The organism is Rhizobium sp. WSM4643, assembly GCF_025152745.1.
Taxonomy (GTDB): Bacteria; Pseudomonadota; Alphaproteobacteria; order Rhizobiales; family Rhizobiaceae; genus Rhizobium; species Rhizobium leguminosarum_I.
Genome location: NZ_CP104040.1, coordinates 3,207,078 through 3,227,596, shown reverse-complemented (window position 1 = coordinate 3,227,596; position 20,519 = coordinate 3,207,078). Strand labels below are relative to the sequence as shown.

Sequence of the window (20,519 nt, the reverse complement as noted above, 5' to 3'; positions counted from 1 at the left end):
CCGCAAATGTTCCGCGGCCATGTTCCTCCCTCAGTCAATGCGCCATGAAAATCGGCATGCTGCTTTGCTCTATCATGTTGCGCGTCACGCCTCCGAAGAGCGTCTGCTGCCAGCGAGGGTGATTGTATGCGCCCATGACGACCAGATCCGCGTTGACGTCCATCGCATGCCGCCTCAGGACCTCGTCGGCGGTGTTTCCGCCACTGGCCACGCGATCCACCTGAACCTTGACCCCGTGACGGGAGAGGAAGCTCGCGATGTCGGCGCCTGGTTCTTCTCCATTCACCCGCTCTCGCGAGACCGGATCGACCATCGTCACGTAGACGCAGTCCGCCGTCTTCAGCAGGTCGAGGGCCTGCCTTGCAGCACGCGACGCCTCGTCGCTCGAATCCCACGCCAGTACGATCGATTTTGAAGTTGAAGAGAGCGGCCGCCGTCCGCGGTTGATGATGATTGGCGTCGGCGTATGGAACAGAGCGCCATCCATGACCCTTTTCTGGAGTTCCTCGTCCTTGCACGCTTGGCGGCCGACGAGAACGACGTCGGCGTAGAGCGCCCGTTCTGCAACGTCCTCCCGTGCAAAAGCATATTCCGTATAGACGTCCTGCACGTCGTAGGACAGGTCGGTGCGCGAGAGATACGCCTTGATCTCTTCGGCTTTCTTGACGATTTCCTCGATTTCGCGCTGGCGTTCTTCCAGCCAGACGGTCGACAGGGAGTTATATTCTCCCATCATGGGCGACGCGCCCATGCAGATCACGACCGCGCTGAGATGCGCTCCTGAGGCTCCGCAAAACTCGACGGCGGCCTTCAGGTCTTCATCGAAATATTTGGAACTCAGGATGCTCAATACCGTGCGAATGGACATTTCGATCACCTCTCTTGTTGAATATCGAAAGGATAACGGCGCATGCGCTGACGTCTTTGATCTTCGTCAAGCAACACGGGATGAACGATCGCGGTCGTCCCGGCGGACGAGGGTTCGTTTGCAAGCAGTGCGCGCAGCAGCCTGCGCGCCCTCTCGCGGACCAGGCCGCCGTCCAGCACCTGTCGAGATCGGCATGGGCGTCCAGAGCGATGTCCGTGCCATCAGGCAGGCGAATTTCAGTCACCGTCTGCACGTTGCTGGTCAAGGTACCCGTCTTGTCCGTGGCGATCATCGTGGTCGAACCCAGGGTCTCCACCGCCGGCATGCTTCGGACGATGACATTGCGGCCGGCCATCCGCCGCATGCTGACGGCAAGCGCGACGGAAATGGCGATCGGAAGCCCTTCCGGCACAGCACTCACCGCCAGACCTACGGACATCATGACAAGATCGTGCAGGCCCCGCATGAAGCCGGCGACTACCAGCACCAATGCCGCCAATCCTACGAAAAGAGCGAGCGCGTTCGTGAACTTCAGCAGACGGGCGACAAGCGGAGGCTGCGAGGAATCGGCTCTTCCCAACTCGGCGGCGATGACCCTGGCCGACGGCTGCTCGAGCTTGCGAAGGGCGGCGGCCACCCGATCCGCAGAATACTCCTGATACGTGCCGATGGAGGCATTGATCAGAAGCACGACGAGAATGAACAGGGCGTCCTCGATCCTGCCGGTCGCAAACGAGAGCCCCGACGCCAGCAAAAGAATGTAAATGATCGGGTTGCGAAATTGGATGGGGAACACCTTCAGCGGCGATGGGGGCTCAGGCTCGGGCAGCGTGTTTGGCGCGAGCTCGGCAAGGCGTTCCGCGGCCTCGACGTCGGTCAGACCGATTGCCGTAGGTGCGGTGGGGGCGGGTGTCTGCGCCGTGAGATTCATCATGGTCTCCGGGCTGGTCGCAACGATTTCACTGAAAGCTCGCGCGACAGCCTATGTGCCCCTGCGCAGGCGGCATTGACCGGGATCAAGGAGCTCCGATCGCATTGAGATATGCTGCAGACGACTTGTGACCGCGGCATATGCGGTCACGGCCTTTCGAAGGCGGTGCGTTTGGTTCGGTATTACGACGGCATCGCGTGTGGACCCAAATTGATCCGGCATGATTGAAAGGCGATTAAAATGAACAAAAGCTCGGTACAGACGGTGTTGCAGACGATGAAGGAGGATCTTGTCCGTCGTCTCGGAGCGATCGATGCGGACCTCTGCGTGGCGCTCGAGAAGGACAGCGAGGAGCGCGCGACCCAGGTTGAGAACGACGAAGTTCTCCGCGAGATGCAAGCCGAGGGGCGCGACCAGATTGCGGCCATCGACGCGGCTATCGACCGGCTGAACGATGGCACATATGGGCGATGCGTCAAATGCCATCATCCGATCGGCAAGGAGCGGCTAACTGCGGTTCCCTATACGCCGTTCTGCATCGATTGCGCAAAGTCGTTTCGCTGAGGCTTCCGGATTGATGGGAGGGTGAGAGGTGGTTACAGCGGCGGTTTGGAGGGCGGGCAGGTGGACGTACCCTCAAGCCAGGCTCTCGCGACTGAGGAACGGGAGCTCCCGGTCGGGCTTTCTGGTGCTGTCGTCGCTCCTTGCGCTTGCGGCTGCACTCGCTTTTCATCTCACGGATTACGGCCTTGGATATCGATTAATCCTGGTAGGCTGCACCAGCTTGATCCTGCTGTCTCTTTGTACCGAGATGGCCAGGAAGCTGCGGAAAGAGGAATATGGCCTGGACCTGATTGCGGCCTTGGCCATGGGCTCCTCCTTATGGTTCGGCGAATATCTTGCTGGAGCGATCGTCGGTCTCATGTATTCCGGCGGTCAGTTTCTGGAGGCATACGCACATCGTCGCGCCGACGAGCGCATGTCGGCCTTGCTGGCGCAAGTGCCGCGGACGGCCCTGCGGCTTGCCGGAACCGGTTTCGACGAAATTCCGATCGAGACGGTCGCGGTCGGCGACGTGCTCCTGATACGCAAGGGTGACGTCATACCGGCCGACGGGACTCTCGTTGGCGAAGTCGCGACGATCGACCAGGCGGTGCTGACCGGAGAGCCTTTCCCGGTGCGCATCGCCAGGGATGGCAAAATTTCGAGCGGCGCCACGAACGAGGGGGACGCGATCGAAATTCGCGTTCTGAGCCGCGCCGAGGACAGCACCTATGCCGGCATAGTCAGGCTCGTGGAAGCATCGAGGCGCTCCAAGGCGAAGCTGATGCGCCTGGCCGACCGGTTCTCGGTCTGGTTCCTATTCGCCACGGTGGCGATTGCAGGAGGCTCGGCATTCATGTCCGGAGACCTTTCAAGGATCGTGGCCGTGCTGGTCGTCGCCACCCCCTGTCCGTTGATCCTTGCCGTACCCGTCGCGCTTGCGGCCGGCACTTCAAAAGCTGCCAAGGAGGGCGTTCTGGTGAAGGGCGCGGGACCTCTCGATGCTCTCGCCCAGGCCACCGTGGCGGTGTTCGACAAGACTGGGACGCTCACCGCGGGACAGCCGGAAGTTGGCCACATCGAAGGACCGCAACACCCCGACAGGATCCTGCGGCTCGCCGCCTCGCTGGACCAGGCGTCGGGGCATGTGGTCGGACGCGCGCTGGTGGACGAGGCGCATAAACGTGGGTTGGTACTGAGTCGCCCATCGGAGGTGACCGAGACCGCCGGATCCGGAATCTCCGGGATTGTCGATGGCGTGCATGTGGGCGTCGGAGGAGACACGTATTTCGGAGAAGCTCCGCCGTCCGGGCCGAACGGATCAGGCAGTGCAATGCGTATAAAGGTGCTGTTTGACGGCACGCCGGCTGGCACGATCACGCTCGAGGACCGGCTTCGCAAAGACGCTGTCCAACTCGTCAGCCAGCTCAGGGCATCAGGGATCTCTCGAATAGTCCTGGCTTCCGGCGACGAACTGGCTATCGCGACAGCCATAGCTCGCTCGCTTGGCTTGGACGACGTCGCGGCGAGGCTCGCTCCCGCAGACAAAGTCGCAGTCATCGAAAAGGAACGCGTCCACGGGAAAGTGCTGATGGTCGGCGACGGCGTGAACGACGCGCCAGCGCTGGCGGCAGCCGACGTCGGAATCGCGGTCGGCGTCGAGAACCTTGCGGCGGCCGCGGAGGCCGCCGATATCGTGCTCGTCCGGGACGACCTCACCAGGATAGCGACGGCGATCGGCATCGCGCGTCGTTCCCGCAAGATCGCGGTTCAAAGCATCTATGCCGGCATAGGTCTCTCGCTCCTCGCGATGGGGTTCGCGGGAGCGGGATACCTTCCGCCGGTCGGCGGCGCATTGCTTCAGGAGGCCATCGACGTGGCGGTCATTCTCAACGCCCTTCGCGCCCTCTAATGGGCGAGAAGCACCGGCAGCTCGGCCTTGGCGAGCAGTTCGCGAGTGACGCCGCCGAGGATGAACTCACGAAGCCGGGAATGGCCGAACCCGCCCGCGACGAGGAGGTCTGCCTTTCGTTCCAGCGCCGCCGATTGAATGGCGGCGGTCGCGGTCTCGCCGCCTGCCTGGATCGCAACGTCGTCCACGTCCAATCCTGCGTGCTTCAAAGAGGAGATCAAGAGGGCGCGGTTCGCCTTGTCGATCTCCTTGTCGTCGGTGATCGAGATGACCTGCACCTTGATCGCGCGTTCGATGAGGACCCGTGCGCAGGAAAGGGCGCGCGCTGCAGTGGCGCTGCCGTCCCAGGCGACGGCGATCGTGTCCACACGAGAGTAGACCCTGGTGGCTGGAAATAGCACGAGCGGACGGCCGCTTCCGAATAGCAGCGTTTCGGAGAGCTGTCGGGAGAGCTCCGAGGCTTCGACGATGGAAAGGTCGTAGCACTTGGCAATTTCAGAAAAGCGTTCATAGACGAACGGTTCCCTGACCTTGAATCCGTGGATTCGCACCTCGAAGCCAGTTTCCGAAATAGCGTCGGCGACGTGTTCCCGCAGCGAAGTCCCGCTGTCCCGGCTATACCGCTCTGCTTGTTCCCGCCATGTGTCGACATCGATAAAAGTGGGAAAGGGCTGATGGACCTGGGGGATCCGGACTTGCGGGATGCTGGCGACGAGATCGGCGTCGTTCTGCCGAGCGAGGTCGATCGCGTTGTCGATGACGGTGAAGGAACTCGGGTCGGGATAGGTCGATAACGGAAGATGGAACTGCGCCTTCATGCTGGCCTCCTGAGGTTAAACAGCCGTCATGATGCATGCCGCGGAGAGAGTTTGCATTGCGCTTTGTCAAGGCCGCGGCGCAACGGAGCTCCTATGATCGTGCCTTCATTAAAGCTGGAGAACACGGCCATGACGATCAAGCTGACGGAGATCAACCCCGGTGAGTGCTACCGAATCCTTGAGAACGAACGCTTCGGTCATCTCGCCTGCTGCAAGGATGGGCAGCCTTACGTGGCGGCGATCTATTTCGCCTTTTCCGGCGGCGTCGCCTATAGCTTCACCATGCCCGGCAAGAAGCTCGACTGGATGCGGGGAAACGACAAGATCTGCCTTCACGTCGAGCAGCGTTCGAGCGCCGGCGGGTGGACGAGCATCGTCGTCGAAGGCAGGTTCGAGGAGTTTCCGGACAGCGATGCGCGACGAAGCGAAAGGCTCCATGCGTGGTCGCTTCTCCAAAAGTATTCGGACTGGTGGGAGATCGGCTCTATGAAGCCCAACGAGATCCCGATGCCCGATGGTTCTCCTCACGTCTTCTACGGCATTGCCGTCACAGCCGTGTCGGGACGCAGCGCGGTCAGAACGGAATGACCGCGATGATCGAGCCGAACCCACATCCCACAAGCGGAGCACCACATGACATATCTCCCCAGTCCAAGCGCCACATTCAACTTTACCCTCGGACCCGCATTTTGCGCAGGGGCTCTGATCCAAGAGCAGATCTTCGTCACGTCGGCCACGATCACCACGGATTTGACGGCGTCCGCCGCTCGGCGAGGGCTTCGATGCTTTGAATTTCTGACAAGACTTGGCTGCAGCATCGACCACGGCGATGCGGTCGAGGTCCTTTCGGACTTCGTCGAGACCGAGCTGGAGGAATATCCTAAGGAGGTGTCGCGGCTTTGCGAGACCGGGTCACGACTGTTGTCGCATACCGCCGAACTGTATCGTGACATCGCCGCCGGTCAGGTCAGGGAGGCTGAGGCGAAGAGGGTCGTGTGAAGCGCGCTGCTCACCGGGTCGTTCGCAAGACGAGCACGGAGCATGGTGCGCGCTGCACGACGTGATCCACGACCGAGCCAAAGACCCGGTCGAGCACGTCGTCCCGGTGAGAGGCAATCACGACGAGATCGGCGGCGGTCACCTTCGCGATGGCCACGATGATCTGAGACGGGTTCCCCGCCCGGACGTGTATAGAAGCAGGAGTGTCGGTCGACCGCAGGGCTTCCGAAAGTCTGGTCTCAGCGGCGGCCATCACCTCGATCGCCCAATCGTCCGGCGAGGCGGACGAGGGTAGGCCCTCCACCGCGTGAACGAGGTGGAGGCTTCCGTTGTGCGCGAGCTGCGCGCGGGCCGTTTCGATAAGCTGGAGCATGCGTTGCCGGGATCCTCGGCCGATGGCGCAGACGACTGTGGCGAACATCTCAGTATATGTCCTTTCCAGACAGGCTGACGAACTCGGTCGTCAGGCCCTCGCCATGCGCTTCCTTGAGAAGCCGATCGGCGCTCATGATGTCGAGACACATGCTGCCAGTGAAAGATTGCCGCAGCGCGCAGCAGAAATGGTCTCTCGCCCATGCCTGGCCCCGCGGCGTCGCCGCCGTCACCTCCCAGCGATCCTCGTCCCGACGTTCGAGAACAAGGTCTGCCGATGTTCGCTCGACCGGGGAAGCGGTCGTGGCTACGTCGGCTGCGGTGTTGCGTGTCTTTTCGTGTTCGCGCATGTCCGTCTCCTTTGGATGAGGTCGTGTCGCTGTGTCCAGGAGCCTATCTGCCCCAAGGCAATCCGTCTTTGACGAGCATCAATCCGGATGTTTGACCCGGATCAAGCGAAGGTCGGGAAGGCGATGAGATTCCGCTGACTATGAAGGGACACGTTAGGGCAATGGTGCTTGACGAGGGGCCGTACGATTCGCCTCGGGGGTTGGGCCACGCCCGCGGCACTGCGAATTTTGCCGCGGGTCGCGGATAATCTATGCGACGAGCCCGGCTTCACCGGCTACACGCGACGGCGGTTTCGCAACGCGATCGATCGCCAGGAGTATTCTCGATGGCGAAGGCGGCCGCATCCGATGCGTCACCAGCATTCATGCTCTTGTGGATGCAACGAGGCCTTCCTGCAGCAACTCTTAGGCGCCCGACGGCTAAGCGTCCGTCGTCGAGCTTGTCTTTGACCTTCGTCAACGTACGATCGCCTGCGGCGGCGTAGGTTCGTGACAACAGTAGGAGTTGTCATGGCCAATCCCATTCTCCATTTCCACGGCGCCGCGGGGTCGGTCACCGGGTCGTGCTTCTTTTTAGAGGCCGGTGGCACGCGCATTCTGATCGACTGCGGAATGTTCCAGGGCTCGAAATCGGAGAAGGAGCTCAACTACAAGCCATTCCCCTTCGAACCATCGACGATCGACGCCGTGCTGCTCACGCACGCGCACATCGACCACTCGGGGCTGCTTCCGAAGCTCGCGAAGGCGGGATACGGTGGACCGATCTTTGCAACGGCAGCAACGATCGACCTTTGCACGATCATGCTGCAGGATTCGGGTCATATCCAGGAGTCGGAGGTCCGACAGCTCAACCGAAGGAATCGCAGAAGGGCGCGAGAGCCGGTGGAGCCCATCTATACCGCCGACGACGCCCGCAGCATGCTGCCGCAGTTCATCGCCGTCGAGTATGGTGAGTGGCGGGAGACCGTTGGCGGCGCAAGGTTCCGTTACTGGAATGCTGGACACCTGATGGGTTCGGCATCGATCGAACTCGAGGCCCCCGGCGCCGACGGACCGACAAGAATTTTGTTCTCCGGCGACGTCGGCGCGAGCAACAAGCTGTTCGAAAATCTCCCGCGGGCACCTTCCGGGGTCGATTACCTCATCTGCGAAAGCACATACTGAGACCGGGAACGGGAAGAATACGCCCTGAAGGTTCGACGGGACCGGCTGCGCGACGTGGTGGCGACCTCGAACAGCCCTGGCGGGGTTCTTCTCATTCCCTCCTTCGCCGTCGAGAGGACGCAGGAGGTGCTGACCGATCTCGTCGCCCTCATGGACGAAGGAGAGGTGCCGCGGTGCCCTATCATGATAGACTCGCCGCTTGCATCGCGAGCGACCGAGGCATTCAAGAGGCATGCGGCCGACCTCGGTCACGGCAAGGCGTTCCTTCGCGCGCTCAATGCGCCGAATGTCCGCTTCACCGAGACGGCCGAGCAGTCGAAGGCGCTCGATCTCGTCCGAGGCTTTCACATCATCATCGCGGCAAGTGGAATGTGCGAGGCGGGGCGGATCCGCCACCGCCTGAAGAACTGGCTTTGGCGGCAGGAGTGCACCGTGCTGTTTGTCGGGTTTCAGGCGGCGGGGACGCTCGGCCGCATCCTGCAGGAGGGCGCGACCGACGTCCGCATCCAGGGCGAGGAGATTCACGTCGGCGCCAGGATGGCCACGCTCGACGCCTATAGCGGACATGCGGATGCAAGCGAACTGGACGCGTGGGTTGCGGGTCGGGAACCGATCCGGAAGGCGATCTTCCTCGTCCATGGAGAGGAGAGCGCTCGTGAAGCGATGTCCGCCCGGCTCCCAAAGCAAGTTTCTGCAAAGGTCGTCTGCCCGTCGCTGGACGACGCCTACGAGCTTGCACCGTCGGGTGCACGCCTCATCGACGACAGGACGCCCGCACGTATCAAGCCGGTCGTGCCCGGCAGGCCCGACTGGAACAATGACTATCAGCGGTTCGTTCTGGACCTGTCCGATCATCTGACATCCGTCGCCGACGAAAAGGGTCGCGCGGTCGTGCTGCGCAGGCTTCGACGCGCACTGGACCCGGACGATGTTCCGGCGGTCGAAGGGAGGAGGGACGGCAATGCTGATCATGGATCGTGACTGCAAGCGCGGCGGGGAACGCTTCGCGATACCGAGCCAGGGGGAAGTGCAAGGCAAGCTTATCGTCCTGGAGGTCGTCGCTATAACCTGCCTGCAGGAGGTTCTCGCTTCGAAGAATGCCTTTGCGGTCGCTGCGCTAAAGAAGAAGATCCTGCGGGCGATGAAGGAGCAGTGCGCGCCGTTCGGTCTGTCGTCGGAAGACGAGAAGGCCGCCCTGGAGTACGCATGCGAATTCTTCGCAGAGGCAAGCAAGGAGGCAGCCAGGCGGGCTGCAACGAAGGTGGCTGCGAGGTCTGCTGGGACGGCACGCCCCAGGACTCCGGGCCATGGATAGGGTTGCCGTCACTTTCAACGCCGGTTCCTCCAGCCTCAAGGTCGGCGTCTTCAGGTTGAAGGACGGCCGGGCACTCCGGCTGGGAGGCGGTATTGCCACGCTCGGGGACCCGCCAAGGTTCACCTTTCGATTTTCTGACGGGGACGAGGCTGTCGATCTTCCGTCCGGGACAGCAATCGATGCGCGGCTGGTTTCGCAGGCCGTCGATTGCATCGTCCGCAGAGGATTCGACCCCGTGGTGGCCGGCCATCGCATCGTCCACGGCGGACAGGTCTTCGATGGCCCCGTTCTGCTGGAGCCCGAAGTGGTCCTCGGAATGGAAGATCTGACGCATCTCGCGCCGGTGCATCTTCCTCCGGCGCTTGCGATCGTCCGCACAATCCGAAGCGCATATCCGGACATACCGCAAACAGCGTCATTCGATACCGCATTCCATTCGTCGCAGAGCAGTCTTGCCGCACGGCTCGCCATTCCAAGGGAGCTGCACGACGCCGGGATCCGCAGATACGGCTTCCACGGTCTTTCCTATAAGTACGTCGCCGGCGAACTCAGGAAACACGATCCAGATCTTGCCGCCGGCCGTGTCGTCTGCGCGCACCTTGGAAGCGGTGCGAGCCTTTGCGGCATGGTCGACGGCGTGAGTATAGACGCCAGCATGGGCTTCTCCCCGCTGGACGGAATTCCGATGTCGACTCGGCCGGGCTCGCTCGATCCGGGTGCCGTCGTCCACCTTCTGCGCAACAATTTTCACGACGCGGATCGTCTCGAGGATTTCCTCTATCACCGTTGCGGCCTGCTCGGCGTCTCCGGTAAAAGCGGCGACGTCCGTGTCCTGCTGCAGGACTTCCATCCGGCATCCAGGGAAGCCCTCGACCTCTTCTGCTTCAGGATTGCCGGCGAGATAGGAAGGCTCGCCGTCTCTCTGGGCGGCGTGGACGCCGTCGTCTTCACGGCCGGCATAGGTGAGCATCAGCCGGAGATACGGGGTAGCGTCGCCCGCCATCTGGCTTGGCTGGGTCTCTCGTTGAGCGAGCCCGCGAACAAGATGAACGCGACCGTGATCAGCGCGAGGGAAAGCGAAATCGTCGCCCTCGTCATTCCGACCGACGAGGAACAGGTGATCGCCGACGAAGCGATCGAAGTCATCAGCCGCCACAGGCTTTAAGGGGTCGAACATGTGTGCACGCTAAGTCGCGCGTTCAACGACATCTTCACGGAGTAAGCCGGTCATCTTCGCTTACTTCCACTCATTCATCGGTTGGCGTACCGTCGCACCGATCACGGCAGGTCCATGTGCGTGGAGCAATGCACGACGACCATGCCGTTCAACATCACCGTGATGAGGCTCGTCGAAGCGTCCATCGAAGAGGATGGCGAGGACGTGCCGGAGGTACTGAACTCGCACGGGAAAAGGCGTCTTAGGAGGAAACTGGTTTCCTCGACCTCCGCCGTGACACGATGCTCAGGTTTGATCTTCGTCAAGGCGGCGGATCGAATTTTCGCGTGTAATTGTCCTGCCAATCTAAAGGAGACGACACGATGCTTGCTAGAGACATCATGACGACCCCCGTTACGACGCTCGACGAGGGACATAACGTCAGGGAAGCCGTCGAGATCGTCAACGCCAGCAAAATTGGCGCGGTGCCCGTCGTCGATGGCGAAGGTCGGCTCACGGGCATCGTCACGGAGGGAGACCTGCTGCGCCGGGTGGCGTCGTCTTGGGCGAGACGGGCGGTCCCACATACGCGCGACCGCGAAGATGGACTGGCGGACTACGTGAAGGCCCGAAGCTGGCGCGTCAAGGACGTGATGTCGACGCCCGTCGTCAGCGCCACCCCGACCGCCACCACCAGCCAACTCGCCGAACTGCTGCAGGCCCACGACATCAAGCACCTGCCGGTCGTCGAGAACGGTAGGCTCGCCGGAATGATCAGCCGTCGCGACTTGATGCGAGCGCTTCTCGATGTTCCTCGGCAGTGCACAGCTTCCGGCGACGAGGCGGTAGGGACCGCCGTTCGTAGCCGCCTGGAAGCCGAGCTCGAAATAACCGCCCCTACGGTCAAAGCGACCGTCTCCAACGGGATCGTCACCCTGAGGGGAGAGGTCGACACTGAGCTGGAACGCTCAGCGGCCAAGGTGCGTGGTGAACAAGATCACCCTGGCTTCCGCATGGTGAGCCCCCTCAAACGATGAAATCGTCCCTGGAGTTTCCGTCATGTTTGTCAGGGTCATCGCAGACGCCGTCATGTCGAGGCTTCTCCTCGTCATTCTTGTCCTCATGGTCGGGACGGTCGTGGGCGTCCTGCTGGTGAAACCATCCGACGACTCTCGAAGCGGGCGCGTCGAGCGCTCTCTCTCTGACCCGTGAGTGCGCGATGAACATTTGGCCCTCCAGGATTGGAATGCCGGGCCGCGTCTTGCAAAAGACCGGAAGCGCGACGGATTCGATGCCCTCCGACCTGTTCGGTTTCATCTGGCTGATGGGAAGGCGTCATCAGGCGTTGATCGCCGGGCTGTCCCTGGTTCTGTTTGTTATCGGCGCGGCGCCTCTCGAACTCCAGCGCCGGATCGTCAATGAGGCGACCCAGCAAGCGTCATACGGGACGCTTCTTTTTCTCGTATCCCTCTATCTCGCGGTGGCAGTGTTGGAGGGCGTGATAAAATTCACCCTCAATCTCTACAGAAGCTGGGTGGGCGAGAAGGGCACGCTCTGGCTGCGGGCGCGCGTTCTGCATCGGGCCGAGACGCCGCCGTCAGAATCCATGCTCGAGGGCGTCGAGCTGTCGATCGTGCTTGCGGAAGCCGAGCCGGTGGGCGGTTTCGTCGGAACCAGCATCTCCGAGCCGCTGCTGCAGGTCGGCATCCTTGTCACCGTCTGCAGCTACCTGATCTATCTCCAACCGCTGATGATGCTGGCCGTCGCAGCAACCTTCGCCCCGCAGATTGCGTTCGTCCCGATGTTGCAGGCCGCGATCAACCGCCGGGTCGAGGCGAAGGTCGCCATCATGCGCGACGTCAGCGAAGGCATGGTGCATGCGATCGAAGGTGGCCAGGGAGAGGATCCTCAAACTTCGCGCATCGGAGCGATCTTCTCCGCCAACATGGAGATCTACCGCTACAAGTACGCCATGAACTTTCTCATGAATCTCATGGCGCAACTGGGCTATGTCGGCATTTTCGTCCTCGGGGGATATTATGTTGTCACCGGCAAGACCGAGATAGGCACCGTTGTCGCCTTCGTCTCGGGACTGGCAAAGATCGTCGACCCTTGGGGGGCGATCGTGGACTGGTATCGTGACCTCAGGGTGACCCAGGTGAAGTTCAGGCTCATCAGGGACGCCGCGAAGTTCGATGGCGCTGGCATTGGCAAGACGTGAGTGCCTTCCGCGCCCGGCGATCACGCCTATTTTGGAAGGCGCCTTGTACGAGCGCGAGGCCGACGACGCGACGCTCGCTGCAGTGAATGGTGCTGCGTTGACAACGTCGCAAAGTAAAAGATCTTCACGGTCTCGAGAGCTGATACGTAGATCAAGGTCACAGCCAAAAGCATTGCGAGAATTTCGAGGGGGATCGGAACGAAACCAAAAAGCCCCCCGATCGGGGTGTAGGGGATGGTCACTCCCGCCGCAGCGACGGCGATCGCCGTGCCGAATAGCAGCGGACTAGGCCGGTTCCTCCAGATCGGACCGGGCGTCCTGATGACGAGCATGGTCACCAACTGAGTCATGAGCGATTCAACGAACCATGCGGAGCGGAACTCGTCCTGTCCGGCGGAAAACACTGCCAGCAGGACGACGAACGTCGCCAGATCAAAGAGAGAACTTAGCGGCCCGAACCAGAGCATGAACCTCTTGATGCGGGAGATGTCCCAACGCTGCGGACGCCGAAGGTCTGCCGGATCGACCTTGTCCGTGGCGATTGCCATCGCCGGCAGGTCCGACAACAGATTGTTTAGGAGTATCTGCTTGGCAACGAGTGGCAGGAATGGCAGCACGAGCGACGCCGCTGCCATACTGATCATGTTGCCGAAGTTGGCGCTGGTCGCGATCGATATGTACTTCATCGTGTTAGTGAAGGTCCTGCGTCCGTCGTCCACGCCTTTCGAAAGGACGGCGAGGTCCTGCCGCATCAGGACGACGTCGGCAGCCTCGCGGGCGACGTCGGCCGCGCCCTCAACCGAAATCCCGACGTCCGCCTCGTGAAGGGCCGGCGCGTCATTTATCCCATCTCCAAGATATCCGACCACGTGTCCGGCCTTGCGGAGGGCCGCCACGATCCGTTCCTTCTGATTTGGGTCGATCTCGACGAACAGGTCGGTTTTCCCCGCACGGCTGAACAGTGCGTCGTTGCTCATGCGGCCGACCTCTTTCCCCGTGAGCATGCGGGAACCGTCGATTCCGATCGACGACGCGAGATGCTGGACGACATATCGGTTGTCTCCCGATATCACCTTGATCCGCACCCCTCGTTCCATGAGGCTTGCTACCACGGCTGAAATATCGGTCTTCGGGGGATCCGAGAAGAGCAGAAAACCTTGCAGGCAAAGCCCGCATTCGTCTTCCCTCGAGATTTCGGGAGCGGCTTTGGATATGGGCCGGGTGGCGACCGCGAGCGCGCGCATGCCTGCTTCTCCCCATTGCCGGCAGGCATCGTCTAATCGTTTGCGGACATTGTCGTCCAAGGCCACTTCGCGGCGCGCGGTCATGACGGCGGCGCAGACGTCGATCACGTTGGTGGCCGCTCCTTTGCAGATCAACAGCGGCGGCCGGTCCTTGCCGGCAACGATCACGGATAGGCGCTTGCGCGAGAAATCGTAGGGGATCTCGGCAAGCTTGCGGGCGTCGGGAGAAATCTCCCCCGCGGCGATCGTGGCCGTCACGGCGTCGTCGAGCGGATTCTTCATTCCCGATTGAAACGCCGAATTGAAAAGTGCCAGCCGCCGCACTTCCGGCGAGCCGACGCCCTGCGGGTCGACACAACTGTCAAGGCGGATGACGCCCTCGGTAAGCGTCCCCGTCTTGTCCGTGCAAAGCACGTCCATGCTGCCAAGGTTCTCCATTGCATCGAGGCGGCGAACGATCACGCCAGACTTCGACATCGTCCGGGCGCCGCGCGCGAGCGTCACGCTGATGATCGCAGGCAGCAGCTCAGGCGTCAGGCCGACGGCAAGCGCGAGCGAGAAAAGCAGAGAGTCCACGATAGGTCTGTGAAGCAGGAGATTCGCCACCAGCACGACGACGACGATGCAGAGCATGATCCGCGTCATCAGAAATCCGAAATGCCGAACACCTCGAGCGAATTCCGTTTCCGGAATCTGACGCGCGACGGCGCTGGCGATCCGTGCGAATTCCGTGCGGGGGCCGGTCGCGATAGCAAGGGCCGTCGCCGTGCCGCTCCGAACCGAGGTTCCTGCGAACACGCAGTTGGAACGGTCCGCGAGACCGGCGTCCTCGGTTGAAAAGCCGGGCGCCTTCGCAACGGGAAAAGTCTCTCCGGTAAGCGTCGCTTCGCTGACGTTTAAATCCTGCGCGACAACGATGACTGCATCGACAGGGACGAGGCTCCCCGCCGAGAGCAGGATCAGGTCGCCCGGCACGATGCCGGTTGCAGTCACGACCTTGTCGGCGCCGTCGCGGCGGACCCTTGAAGTGAGAGAAATTCGCTGTCGCAGCGCCTCGACCGCTCGTTGCGCGCCATGTTCCTGCAGAAAACCAAGGAAGCAGCTAGCGAGAATGATGATGCCGATGATGAAGGCGTCGTGGACTTCGCCGACGCTACCCGCGACAAGCGCTGCGAACACAAGCACGAGCACGAGCGGACTTTTGAACTGGCGCGCGAAGTTCGCCAACATGCCTCCGCCGCTTTCCTCGGAAAGAGAGTTCGGCCCGAACCGTCGTAGCCGTTCTTCCGCTTCGCCGGACGTCAGCCCGTCCTGCAGGGAGCTGGCGAGGGCAGCGCCCAGCTCCATGGGCGATCTCACCCAGTATGCAGAAGTCGCGACCTCTAAAGCGGACGAGAGGGGAGGAGAGGGAGGAACGGGGTATCCATGGCGAACTCCGTATTTGATTTCGCCGATTATCGTCTCCGCCACGAGGAAGTCATTGATGGTCGTCAAGCTTCGTGTTTCGCATCGAAGGTGCCTGGCTTGATCGATACCCACGTCCACGCTGTTCGAACCCGGTAAGGTCGCGCCGCTTAATAGCGCCGAAACCAGTCGTAAGCCACGGCGAGGACAGTTCGTCAATGTGACATGAGGACAGGCAAAGAGGCTCGTGCAAGACGCCATCGGTTGCTCCTCCAAGGACAGAATCGCGTAACCTCGAGTGTCCAAATCCTCCCATGACCAGGATATCGGTGTCCAGTTCCAGTGCTGCTTCCTGAATGCTCAAACCGATGGATGACGAGGTAAATCGAGCGGCAAATATTGTGCTGTCATGTCCTGCTCCATCTCTCGCTGACCGCCGCGATTGCAATCATCTATCTCCCATTCGTCTCGACTCGGCATTGATGTAACGCAATTGCCGGCGCTCCGTCTTCCTGGCCACGGCCGGCGCCGCGTGCCAGAATTCCGCCTCTCCTTCTCCGAGCGCCACGATAACCGGAAGTTCACATAGGCGCCTTTCCAACTGGAAGCCCGCGTAAGTTGATCGTGGTCAAATCCTTGATGGCCGAGCTCCGGTATTGAAGCCAGACGTGTCTGTGAACAATGGGAGCGCGAAGTGAATTCAACGACCGCCGAAACCGCCGGGATGCGGCCGAGACTAGCACGCACGCTAACCCTGTCGCACGCCGTCCTGTACGGTCTCGGCGTCACCATAGGCGCGGGTATTTACGTGCTCGTCAGCGTCGCCGCCGGGCGGGAGACGCGCATGAGCAGACTGCATTCGGAACATCACATGGTCTCCCACATCGGCTGGCTAAGGGCTGCCGTCCTCGCGCAAACGATGGAATCGTCTCGACGGCGAGCTTGATCATGGGCGTCGCTACCGCGTCCGCCGGACCCTCGCAGATCCTGGTAGCAGGCGTCGCGGGCGCGATGTCCATGGCGGCCGGCGAATACGTGTCGGTAAGCTCTCAAGCGGACACCGAGGAAGCCGATCTTGCACGAGAACGAGTCGAGTTGGAGACGCAACCAGAAGCTGAGTGCGAGGAGCTGACGGAGATCTACGTCAAACGCGGCCTTACCGACGGGCTGGCCAGGCAAGTCGCGATCCAACTGACCGCAAATGATGCTCTCGACGCGCATTCACGCGACGAACTCGGTATCGTCGAACACATGGCGGCCCGGCCGGTTGAGGCGGCCTTGACGTCGGCCGTCACGTTTGCGGTGGGGGCCGCGTTGCCCCTGCTCATGGTCGTACTTTCGCCCGCCTCGGTGCTAATCTATACCGTTGCAACCGCGTCTTTGGCCTTCCTCGCGCTGCTGGGGGCTATCGGTGCGAAAGCGGGCGGCGCCAACGTCTGGAGAGCCACCACGCGCGTCACTTTCTGGGGCGCTTTCGCTATGACATTGACGGCGGGGATCGGTACGCTGGTTGATACCGCAGTCTGACCAGTAACTTTCCGCCCCTTCCTGCACGCCCAGCTTGAGGACGGGGTGAGTTTGTAGGATGTTGCGGTTCTGGTCGCAACGAAAGGGGCGACGCAAGATCGACCCCTCAGAGCTCGGTGGCCGGAACTCCCAATCGTCAGATCTCGGCGACCGTCTCGGTGAGCATCGAGCGAACCCGGCCTGCCAGACTGGTCAGCATTTCGTTGTCGATAGCCTGCATGGATGCGACCGGATCGATGGCGCTCACCATGACATTGCCGCCACCGACCCCGCGCAGGATGACATTGCACGGCAGCATGGCCCCACCTTCGGTTCCAGTTTCATCGCCTCGAACGCCATGCGCGGATTGCAGGCTCCGAGGATGAGGTAGTCGTCGATGTCGGCGTCGATCTTCTTTTTCATGGTTGCCTTGACGTCGATCTCCGTCAGAACACCGAACCCGTGCTTGATGAGAGCGGATTTGGTCCTGCCGACCGCATCGTCGAAACTGGTCGCCCAGAGAGTTCTATCGAGCGTATAGGTCATGAGAAGTCTCCTTTAGGCTCCCATGCAACGGCCGGCAAATGCGCGGCGTCCAATCAAATGTCTTGCATGAATGCCTGCATTTCTTCAGGTGTAACCTTGCCGTCCTTGTTCGCGTCAACCGCGTTGAAGACGCGTTTGTGGATTGCGGTCAACTCTTCGAAAGAAATTGCACCGTCCCCATCGCTATCAGCGATGGCAAACATGATCTTCACCATATGACCGCGCATTGGCCCCATCATGCGCATTCCTGGGTACATGCCAGATGGCATCATGTTGCCGCCCATCATGCCTGGCATCATTTCCGATCCGTCGGCATCGGGCTTGTCCTCCGACTGGGCCGGGTCTGGACTTTTCGTCTGGGCAGAGGCGATGCCCACGGCACCGAGCAAGGCCAACATAGCGATCGTTGGCCGTTTGAACACGGACATCCTGAATCTCCTTTAAGTGTTGTCCTCCACGAGTTGGAGCTGCCTTTGAGAATAGGATGCCTACTGGCTTCACACATTGCGCTGGATCAACCACTTGTATGGTTCGAGTCATCGAGGTCGGACCGATCGCCTTCGCGCCGCGCCATGACTGCGACGTCAGCCACCTGCGTGCCGAGGAATGAGCGCGGCTGAAGCGACACGGAGGAGCGAGCCGGCTAAGGCGAGAACAAGGTAATTTCAGAGTGCGATCGTGCCCGGCTTGACCGATATCAACGTCCATGCCGGTCGAACGCTGTATCCTGACGTCATCAGCCAGCGCCTGATCGTGGTCCAGCCCTCGTAATGATGCCCCGCTCGCAATTCGAAACGTTCAGGAGATCGAGGATGACGTCCCAGAAACAGATTGAAGGAACCTGGTCGGAACCTGTTTTCGTCCAGGCGGGATGAACGTCCCTGAGGCTGTCGGCGGAGCGAGCGAGCGCTCGACTTTCCCGCCAATCGATGGCGTAGAAAACACGCATTCGCGAGAGAGATTGCGCCGCGGCCGTAAGCGGGCATGTCTCGCAGGAGACCGCGCGCACGGCTTTCATTCAGACCGCTGACGAAGCCAGGATGTCCACCTGCGCGGCCCCTGGTCGTTCGTAGACGCCGGGACGAGATCAGCTCGGCAAATGAGCAACAAGTCCTTAACCAGGTGTCTTCCATGGCTTCAGGTCCTACTCGGCCGCGACGCCGATCCAGGTCAATCGGCTCGCTTCCTGCCGGTTACCATCGCTCGGACAAGGTTTTCCCTGTGCTCGATGCTTGCCAGGAGGACGCCAGCGATGTGAAGGACGACTAGGCCAAGCGTCACATTGACCAGCAGTTCATGCGCCACTTCCACCCATTCCACTCCCCAGTAGGCGTCCGTCGTCATCATGTACCCGGTTGTGGCAATGCCCGAGATCGCGAGGAGCAGCGCTAACACCATCGCGCCTCCGGCCGGATTGTGGCCGATGTAGCGCTTGGCGCGCATGGCCAGGCTGTCACGCATGAAGTCGAGGGTGGTGATCGGATCGTAGATGAAGTTGGAAAAGCGCGCGTGATGGCTGCCGACGAAGCCCCAGATGATCCGCACGAGCAGGAGACCTACGATGGCGTAGCCCGACAGAATATGCGCCTGTTTCCACTCGTCGCCCGTCAGAAAGGAAAACGCGAACAGGCCCACCAGACCCCAGTGGAACATCCGCACGACCGGGTCCCAGACCCTGATCTTTGGCGGCGAGCCAGCGCCCGCCGCATCCGTATCCATCCTGCGCATGGTCATTCGCTTTCCTTGCCGACCACTGCGCCGGTCTCGGGGTTGAACAGGGTTTCGACCTTCTTGCCCTTCATATCGACGGCGTAGACCTCGTAGCAACTGCCCTCCACCTTGACCCGGCGCACATCGAGGCCCGCGGCCTTGGCCTTTTCCTTGATGCCGTCCTCGCTCAACCACCGGTCCTTGGAAACCTGCGTGCAATTCTGACCTTCTTCGGCGCGGGCAACGCCGATCGACGCGGTGGCGAGCAGGAGGGTTGCGAACATGATTTTCTTCATTGGTCTTTCTCCATCATCCCAGGAGCGATTTTGCTCATCTGGTCGGCCTCGAACCTATGGGGCGCGACCTGACGGCGACCTGATCGCGATTGTCAGGTTATTGTCATCTTCGATAGGATATTCTTCGACAATGTACCCGCCCCGCACGCTCGCGTTCGTCTGCCTAGTTCTTCTGTGGCCGTTGCTTCCGATATGGAGCGCACATGCCGACGATTTCCCTGGTCGTACCCGCGAAGCGGATGACCTGCCGTCGCACGAGGACCTTCCTAAACGGGTGCACGAAGGGAAAATCCTGCCTCTGGCCGTACTGAAGGCGAAAGTCCTCGCCAAGTTGCCCGGCGAATTGATCGATATCAGTGTCGATCGGCATGACGATCGCATAATCTACGAGTTCCGGATTCTGAGGGGCGGCGGTCAGGTCACGGAGGTGGAACTGGACGCCGCGTCAGGCAGGATCGTCGAAATCGAGAACGAATGATGCGCCTATTGCTTGCCGAAGACGACCCGCTCATCGCCCGTGACGTGGCCGCCCAGCTCACCAAGGCCGGTTTCAACGTCGTCCACGAGACCGACGGAGAAGCCACCCTGTTCGCCGGCGAGCATGAAGACTTCGCCGCCGTCGTCCTTGATCTGGGTCTGCCGAAGATCGACGGCCTAACGATCCTCAAAAACTGGCGGGCGAACGGTCGTGACATGCCGGTCATCATCTTGACGGCGCGCGGCAACTGGGAGGAGCGCGTCGAGGGGATCAACGCTGGCGCCGACGACTACCTTGGCAAGCCATTCCGCATCGCGGAGCTTCTCGCCAGATTGCACGCAGTCCTGCGCAGATATTCTGGCCATGCCAGTGCGGTCCTGTCTTCAGGTCCCGTTTCCATCGACCCGCGCCGACGCGCGGTGATGGTCGACGGGATGCCTGTGGATGTCACGCCCATGGAGTACAAATGCCTGTCGGTGCTGATGCAGAACCGCGGTCGCGCGATCTCCCAGCTCGAGCTTACCGAGCAGCTTTACACCCAGGATTTTGAACGGGAGAGCAATTCGGTGGAGGTCCTGATCGGACGGCTGAGAAAGAAGCTTGGAAGGAACGCCATCGTCACGCGCCGAGGCTTCGGGTACCAGATAGCATCGGGCGAGGGGACATGAGGTCGCTTCACGGCCGTT

At 61.3% G+C, this 20,519-nt stretch carries 22 protein-coding genes and 4 pseudogenes; 14 read left to right on the top strand and 12 right to left on the bottom strand.

All coding sequences use genetic code 11. The annotated features are described in order from the left end of the window. Positions 1-34 precede the first annotated feature (34 nt). The gene (locus tag N1937_RS16235; RefSeq protein ID WP_222387067.1) at positions 35-868 is read right to left on the bottom strand and encodes a universal stress protein; all 834 of its coding nucleotides are present in this window, start codon (positions 866-868) and stop codon (positions 35-37) included. A gap of 101 nt (positions 869-969) precedes the next feature. Continuing rightward, a pseudogene (locus tag N1937_RS16230) lies at positions 970-1,802 on the bottom strand (HAD-IC family P-type ATPase); the annotation flags it as partial. A 237-nt stretch (positions 1,803-2,039) separates the two neighbouring features. Between N1937_RS16230 and N1937_RS16225 the strand changes: the two are divergent. Both N1937_RS16225 and N1937_RS16220 read left to right on the top strand, forming a co-directional pair. After that, on the top strand, positions 2,040-2,363 hold the full coding sequence (locus N1937_RS16225) for a TraR/DksA family transcriptional regulator (RefSeq protein WP_017965688.1): 324 nt from the start codon (positions 2,040-2,042) through the stop codon (positions 2,361-2,363). Between the two features lie 28 nt (positions 2,364-2,391). Beyond that, positions 2,392-4,254 carry a heavy metal translocating P-type ATPase gene (locus N1937_RS16220; protein ID WP_260056548.1) on the top strand — a complete coding sequence of 621 codons (1,863 nt, stop codon included), beginning with the start codon at positions 2,392-2,394 and terminating at the stop codon, positions 4,252-4,254. Here N1937_RS16220 and N1937_RS16215 read toward each other — a convergent pair. Continuing rightward, positions 4,251-5,072 carry a universal stress protein gene (locus tag N1937_RS16215; RefSeq protein ID WP_260056547.1) on the bottom strand — a complete coding sequence of 274 codons (822 nt, stop codon included), beginning with the start codon at positions 5,070-5,072 and terminating at the stop codon, positions 4,251-4,253. The two genes, N1937_RS16220 and N1937_RS16215, sit on opposite strands and share 4 nt — an antisense overlap. 129 nt (positions 5,073-5,201) lie before the next feature. Between N1937_RS16215 and N1937_RS16210 the strand changes: the two genes are divergently transcribed. Together N1937_RS16210 and N1937_RS16205 are read left to right on the top strand one after the other, a co-directional pair. Further along, complete coding sequence (locus tag N1937_RS16210) at positions 5,202-5,660, top strand: pyridoxamine 5'-phosphate oxidase family protein (protein ID WP_260056546.1); 459 nt, start codon at positions 5,202-5,204, stop codon at positions 5,658-5,660. A gap of 45 nt (positions 5,661-5,705) precedes the next feature. Next, positions 5,706-6,071, top strand: coding sequence for a hypothetical protein (locus tag N1937_RS16205; protein ID WP_017965684.1), 366 nt, complete (start codon positions 5,706-5,708; stop codon positions 6,069-6,071). Positions 6,072-6,081: 10 nt separating this feature from the next. Here the strand turns inward: N1937_RS16205 and N1937_RS16200 are convergent, their stop codons facing one another. Together N1937_RS16200 and N1937_RS16195 are read right to left on the bottom strand one after the other, a co-directional pair. Continuing rightward, complete coding sequence (locus tag N1937_RS16200; RefSeq protein ID WP_260056545.1) at positions 6,082-6,444, bottom strand: universal stress protein; 363 nt, start codon at positions 6,442-6,444, stop codon at positions 6,082-6,084. Positions 6,445-6,493: 49 nt separating this feature from the next. Continuing rightward, a complete protein-coding gene (locus N1937_RS16195; RefSeq protein ID WP_017965682.1) occupies positions 6,494-6,793 on the bottom strand; it encodes a hypothetical protein in 300 nt (99 codons plus the stop codon). Positions 6,794-7,303: 510 nt separating this feature from the next. Between N1937_RS16195 and N1937_RS16190 the strand changes: the two are divergent. The 3 genes and pseudogenes from N1937_RS16190 to N1937_RS16180 all read left to right on the top strand — a co-directional run bounded on the left by N1937_RS16190 (position 7,304) and on the right by N1937_RS16180 (position 10,437). Next, a pseudogene (locus N1937_RS16190) lies at positions 7,304-8,938 on the top strand (MBL fold metallo-hydrolase). Next, a complete protein-coding gene (locus tag N1937_RS16185; protein ID WP_017965680.1) occupies positions 8,919-9,272 on the top strand; it encodes a hypothetical protein in 354 nt (117 codons plus the stop codon). Before N1937_RS16190 ends, N1937_RS16185 begins: the two are co-directional and overlap by 20 nt. After that, positions 9,265-10,437, top strand: a complete 1,173-nt coding sequence (locus tag N1937_RS16180) for an acetate/propionate family kinase (RefSeq protein ID WP_260056544.1) — start codon at positions 9,265-9,267, stop codon at positions 10,435-10,437. Before N1937_RS16185 ends, N1937_RS16180 begins: the two co-directional genes overlap by 8 nt. 113 nt (positions 10,438-10,550) lie before the next feature. Here N1937_RS16180 and N1937_RS16175 read toward each other — a convergent pair whose 3' ends face one another. Further along, positions 10,551-10,754, bottom strand: coding sequence for a hypothetical protein (locus tag N1937_RS16175; RefSeq protein ID WP_162116426.1), 204 nt, complete (start codon positions 10,752-10,754; stop codon positions 10,551-10,553). A gap of 57 nt (positions 10,755-10,811) precedes the next feature. Here N1937_RS16175 and N1937_RS16170 point away from each other — a divergent pair, with 57 nt between their 5' ends. The 3 genes from N1937_RS16170 to N1937_RS16160 are packed head-to-tail and all read left to right on the top strand — an operon-like array spanning position 10,812 to position 12,649. Further along, the gene (locus tag N1937_RS16170; RefSeq protein ID WP_260056543.1) at positions 10,812-11,465 is read left to right on the top strand and encodes a CBS domain-containing protein; all 654 of its coding nucleotides are present in this window, start codon (positions 10,812-10,814) and stop codon (positions 11,463-11,465) included. Between the two features lie 22 nt (positions 11,466-11,487). Beyond that, positions 11,488-11,640 carry a hypothetical protein gene (locus tag N1937_RS16165; RefSeq protein WP_003568450.1) on the top strand — a complete coding sequence of 51 codons (153 nt, stop codon included), beginning with the start codon at positions 11,488-11,490 and terminating at the stop codon, positions 11,638-11,640. A gap of 34 nt (positions 11,641-11,674) precedes the next feature. Beyond that, positions 11,675-12,649: an ABC transporter ATP-binding protein gene (locus N1937_RS16160; protein ID WP_162116571.1), complete on the top strand. Its 975-nt coding sequence runs from the start codon at positions 11,675-11,677 to the stop codon at positions 12,647-12,649. Between the two features lie 26 nt (positions 12,650-12,675). Here N1937_RS16160 and mgtA read toward each other — a convergent pair whose 3' ends face one another. Together mgtA and N1937_RS16150 are read right to left on the bottom strand one after the other, a co-directional pair. After that, complete coding sequence (gene mgtA / locus N1937_RS16155; RefSeq protein WP_260056542.1) at positions 12,676-15,387, bottom strand: magnesium-translocating P-type ATPase; 2,712 nt, start codon at positions 15,385-15,387, stop codon at positions 12,676-12,678. Positions 15,388-15,512: 125 nt separating this feature from the next. Next, a pseudogene (locus N1937_RS16150) lies at positions 15,513-15,691 on the bottom strand (universal stress protein); the annotation flags it as partial. Between the two features lie 450 nt (positions 15,692-16,141). On the opposite strand from N1937_RS16150, the pseudogene N1937_RS16145 reads away from it, so the two are divergent. Beyond that, positions 16,142-16,824, top strand: a pseudogene (locus N1937_RS16145) (VIT1/CCC1 transporter family protein). Between the two features lie 243 nt (positions 16,825-17,067). Here N1937_RS16145 and N1937_RS16140 read toward each other — a convergent pair. Further along, on the bottom strand, positions 17,068-17,349 hold the full coding sequence (locus tag N1937_RS16140) for a DUF302 domain-containing protein (protein ID WP_311202816.1): 282 nt from the start codon (positions 17,347-17,349) through the stop codon (positions 17,068-17,070). A gap of 53 nt (positions 17,350-17,402) precedes the next feature. Then, a complete protein-coding gene (locus N1937_RS16135) occupies positions 17,403-17,777 on the bottom strand; it encodes an EF-hand domain-containing protein (RefSeq protein ID WP_260056541.1) in 375 nt (124 codons plus the stop codon). A 519-nt stretch (positions 17,778-18,296) separates the two neighbouring features. Between N1937_RS16135 and N1937_RS31570 the strand changes: the two genes are divergently transcribed. Then, the gene (locus N1937_RS31570; protein WP_441005663.1) at positions 18,297-18,422 is read left to right on the top strand and encodes a DUF982 domain-containing protein; all 126 of its coding nucleotides are present in this window, start codon (positions 18,297-18,299) and stop codon (positions 18,420-18,422) included. 97 nt (positions 18,423-18,519) lie between these two features. On the opposite strand, the gene N1937_RS16130 is transcribed toward N1937_RS31570, so the two are convergent. Both N1937_RS16130 and N1937_RS16125 read right to left on the bottom strand, forming a co-directional pair. Next, positions 18,520-19,083 (bottom strand): cytochrome b/b6 domain-containing protein, encoded by a 564-nt coding sequence (locus tag N1937_RS16130; RefSeq protein ID WP_260056540.1) that lies wholly within the window; start codon positions 19,081-19,083, stop codon positions 18,520-18,522. Next, positions 19,080-19,355 carry a PepSY domain-containing protein gene (locus N1937_RS16125; protein ID WP_260056539.1) on the bottom strand — a complete coding sequence of 92 codons (276 nt, stop codon included), beginning with the start codon at positions 19,353-19,355 and terminating at the stop codon, positions 19,080-19,082. Before N1937_RS16125 ends, N1937_RS16130 begins: the two co-directional genes overlap by 4 nt. Positions 19,356-19,485: 130 nt before the next feature. Between N1937_RS16125 and N1937_RS16120 the strand changes: the two genes are divergently transcribed. After that, a complete protein-coding gene (locus N1937_RS16120) occupies positions 19,486-19,833 on the top strand; it encodes a PepSY domain-containing protein (protein ID WP_017965670.1) in 348 nt (115 codons plus the stop codon). Continuing rightward, positions 19,830-20,501, top strand: coding sequence for a response regulator transcription factor (locus N1937_RS16115; protein ID WP_017965669.1), 672 nt, complete (start codon positions 19,830-19,832; stop codon positions 20,499-20,501). Before N1937_RS16120 ends, N1937_RS16115 begins: the two co-directional genes overlap by 4 nt. Positions 20,502-20,519 lie beyond the last annotated feature (18 nt).

Bases quoted from the DNA above. Each gene is read 5' to 3' on its own strand.
- N1937_RS16235 (WP_222387067.1), bottom strand. From the start codon at position 868: ATGTCCATTCGCACGGTATTGAGCATCCTGAGTTCCAAATATTTCGAT.
- N1937_RS16225 (WP_017965688.1), top strand. From the start codon at position 2,040: ATGAACAAAAGCTCGGTACAGACGGTGTTGCAGACGATGAAGGAGGAT.
- N1937_RS16215 (WP_260056547.1), bottom strand. From the start codon at position 5,072: ATGAAGGCGCAGTTCCATCTTCCGTTATCGACCTATCCCGACCCGAGT.
- N1937_RS16210 (WP_260056546.1), top strand. From the start codon at position 5,202: ATGACGATCAAGCTGACGGAGATCAACCCCGGTGAGTGCTACCGAATC.
- N1937_RS16205 (WP_017965684.1), top strand. From the start codon at position 5,706: ATGACATATCTCCCCAGTCCAAGCGCCACATTCAACTTTACCCTCGGA.
- N1937_RS16200 (WP_260056545.1), bottom strand. From the start codon at position 6,444: ATGCTCCAGCTTATCGAAACGGCCCGCGCGCAGCTCGCGCACAACGGA.
- N1937_RS16195 (WP_017965682.1), bottom strand. From the start codon at position 6,793: ATGCGCGAACACGAAAAGACACGCAACACCGCAGCCGACGTAGCCACG.
- N1937_RS16185 (WP_017965680.1), top strand. From the start codon at position 8,919: ATGCTGATCATGGATCGTGACTGCAAGCGCGGCGGGGAACGCTTCGCG.
- N1937_RS16180 (WP_260056544.1), top strand. From the start codon at position 9,265: ATGGATAGGGTTGCCGTCACTTTCAACGCCGGTTCCTCCAGCCTCAAG.
- N1937_RS16170 (WP_260056543.1), top strand. From the start codon at position 10,812: ATGCTTGCTAGAGACATCATGACGACCCCCGTTACGACGCTCGACGAG.
- N1937_RS16165 (WP_003568450.1), top strand. From the start codon at position 11,488: ATGTTTGTCAGGGTCATCGCAGACGCCGTCATGTCGAGGCTTCTCCTC.
- N1937_RS16160 (WP_162116571.1), top strand. From the start codon at position 11,675: ATGCCGGGCCGCGTCTTGCAAAAGACCGGAAGCGCGACGGATTCGATG.
- N1937_RS16140 (WP_311202816.1), bottom strand. From the start codon at position 17,349: ATGACCTATACGCTCGATAGAACTCTCTGGGCGACCAGTTTCGACGAT.
- N1937_RS16135 (WP_260056541.1), bottom strand. From the start codon at position 17,777: ATGTCCGTGTTCAAACGGCCAACGATCGCTATGTTGGCCTTGCTCGGT.
- N1937_RS16130 (WP_260056540.1), bottom strand. From the start codon at position 19,083: ATGACCATGCGCAGGATGGATACGGATGCGGCGGGCGCTGGCTCGCCG.
- N1937_RS16125 (WP_260056539.1), bottom strand. From the start codon at position 19,355: ATGAAGAAAATCATGTTCGCAACCCTCCTGCTCGCCACCGCGTCGATC.
- N1937_RS16120 (WP_017965670.1), top strand. From the start codon at position 19,486: ATGTACCCGCCCCGCACGCTCGCGTTCGTCTGCCTAGTTCTTCTGTGG.
- N1937_RS16115 (WP_017965669.1), top strand. From the start codon at position 19,830: ATGATGCGCCTATTGCTTGCCGAAGACGACCCGCTCATCGCCCGTGAC.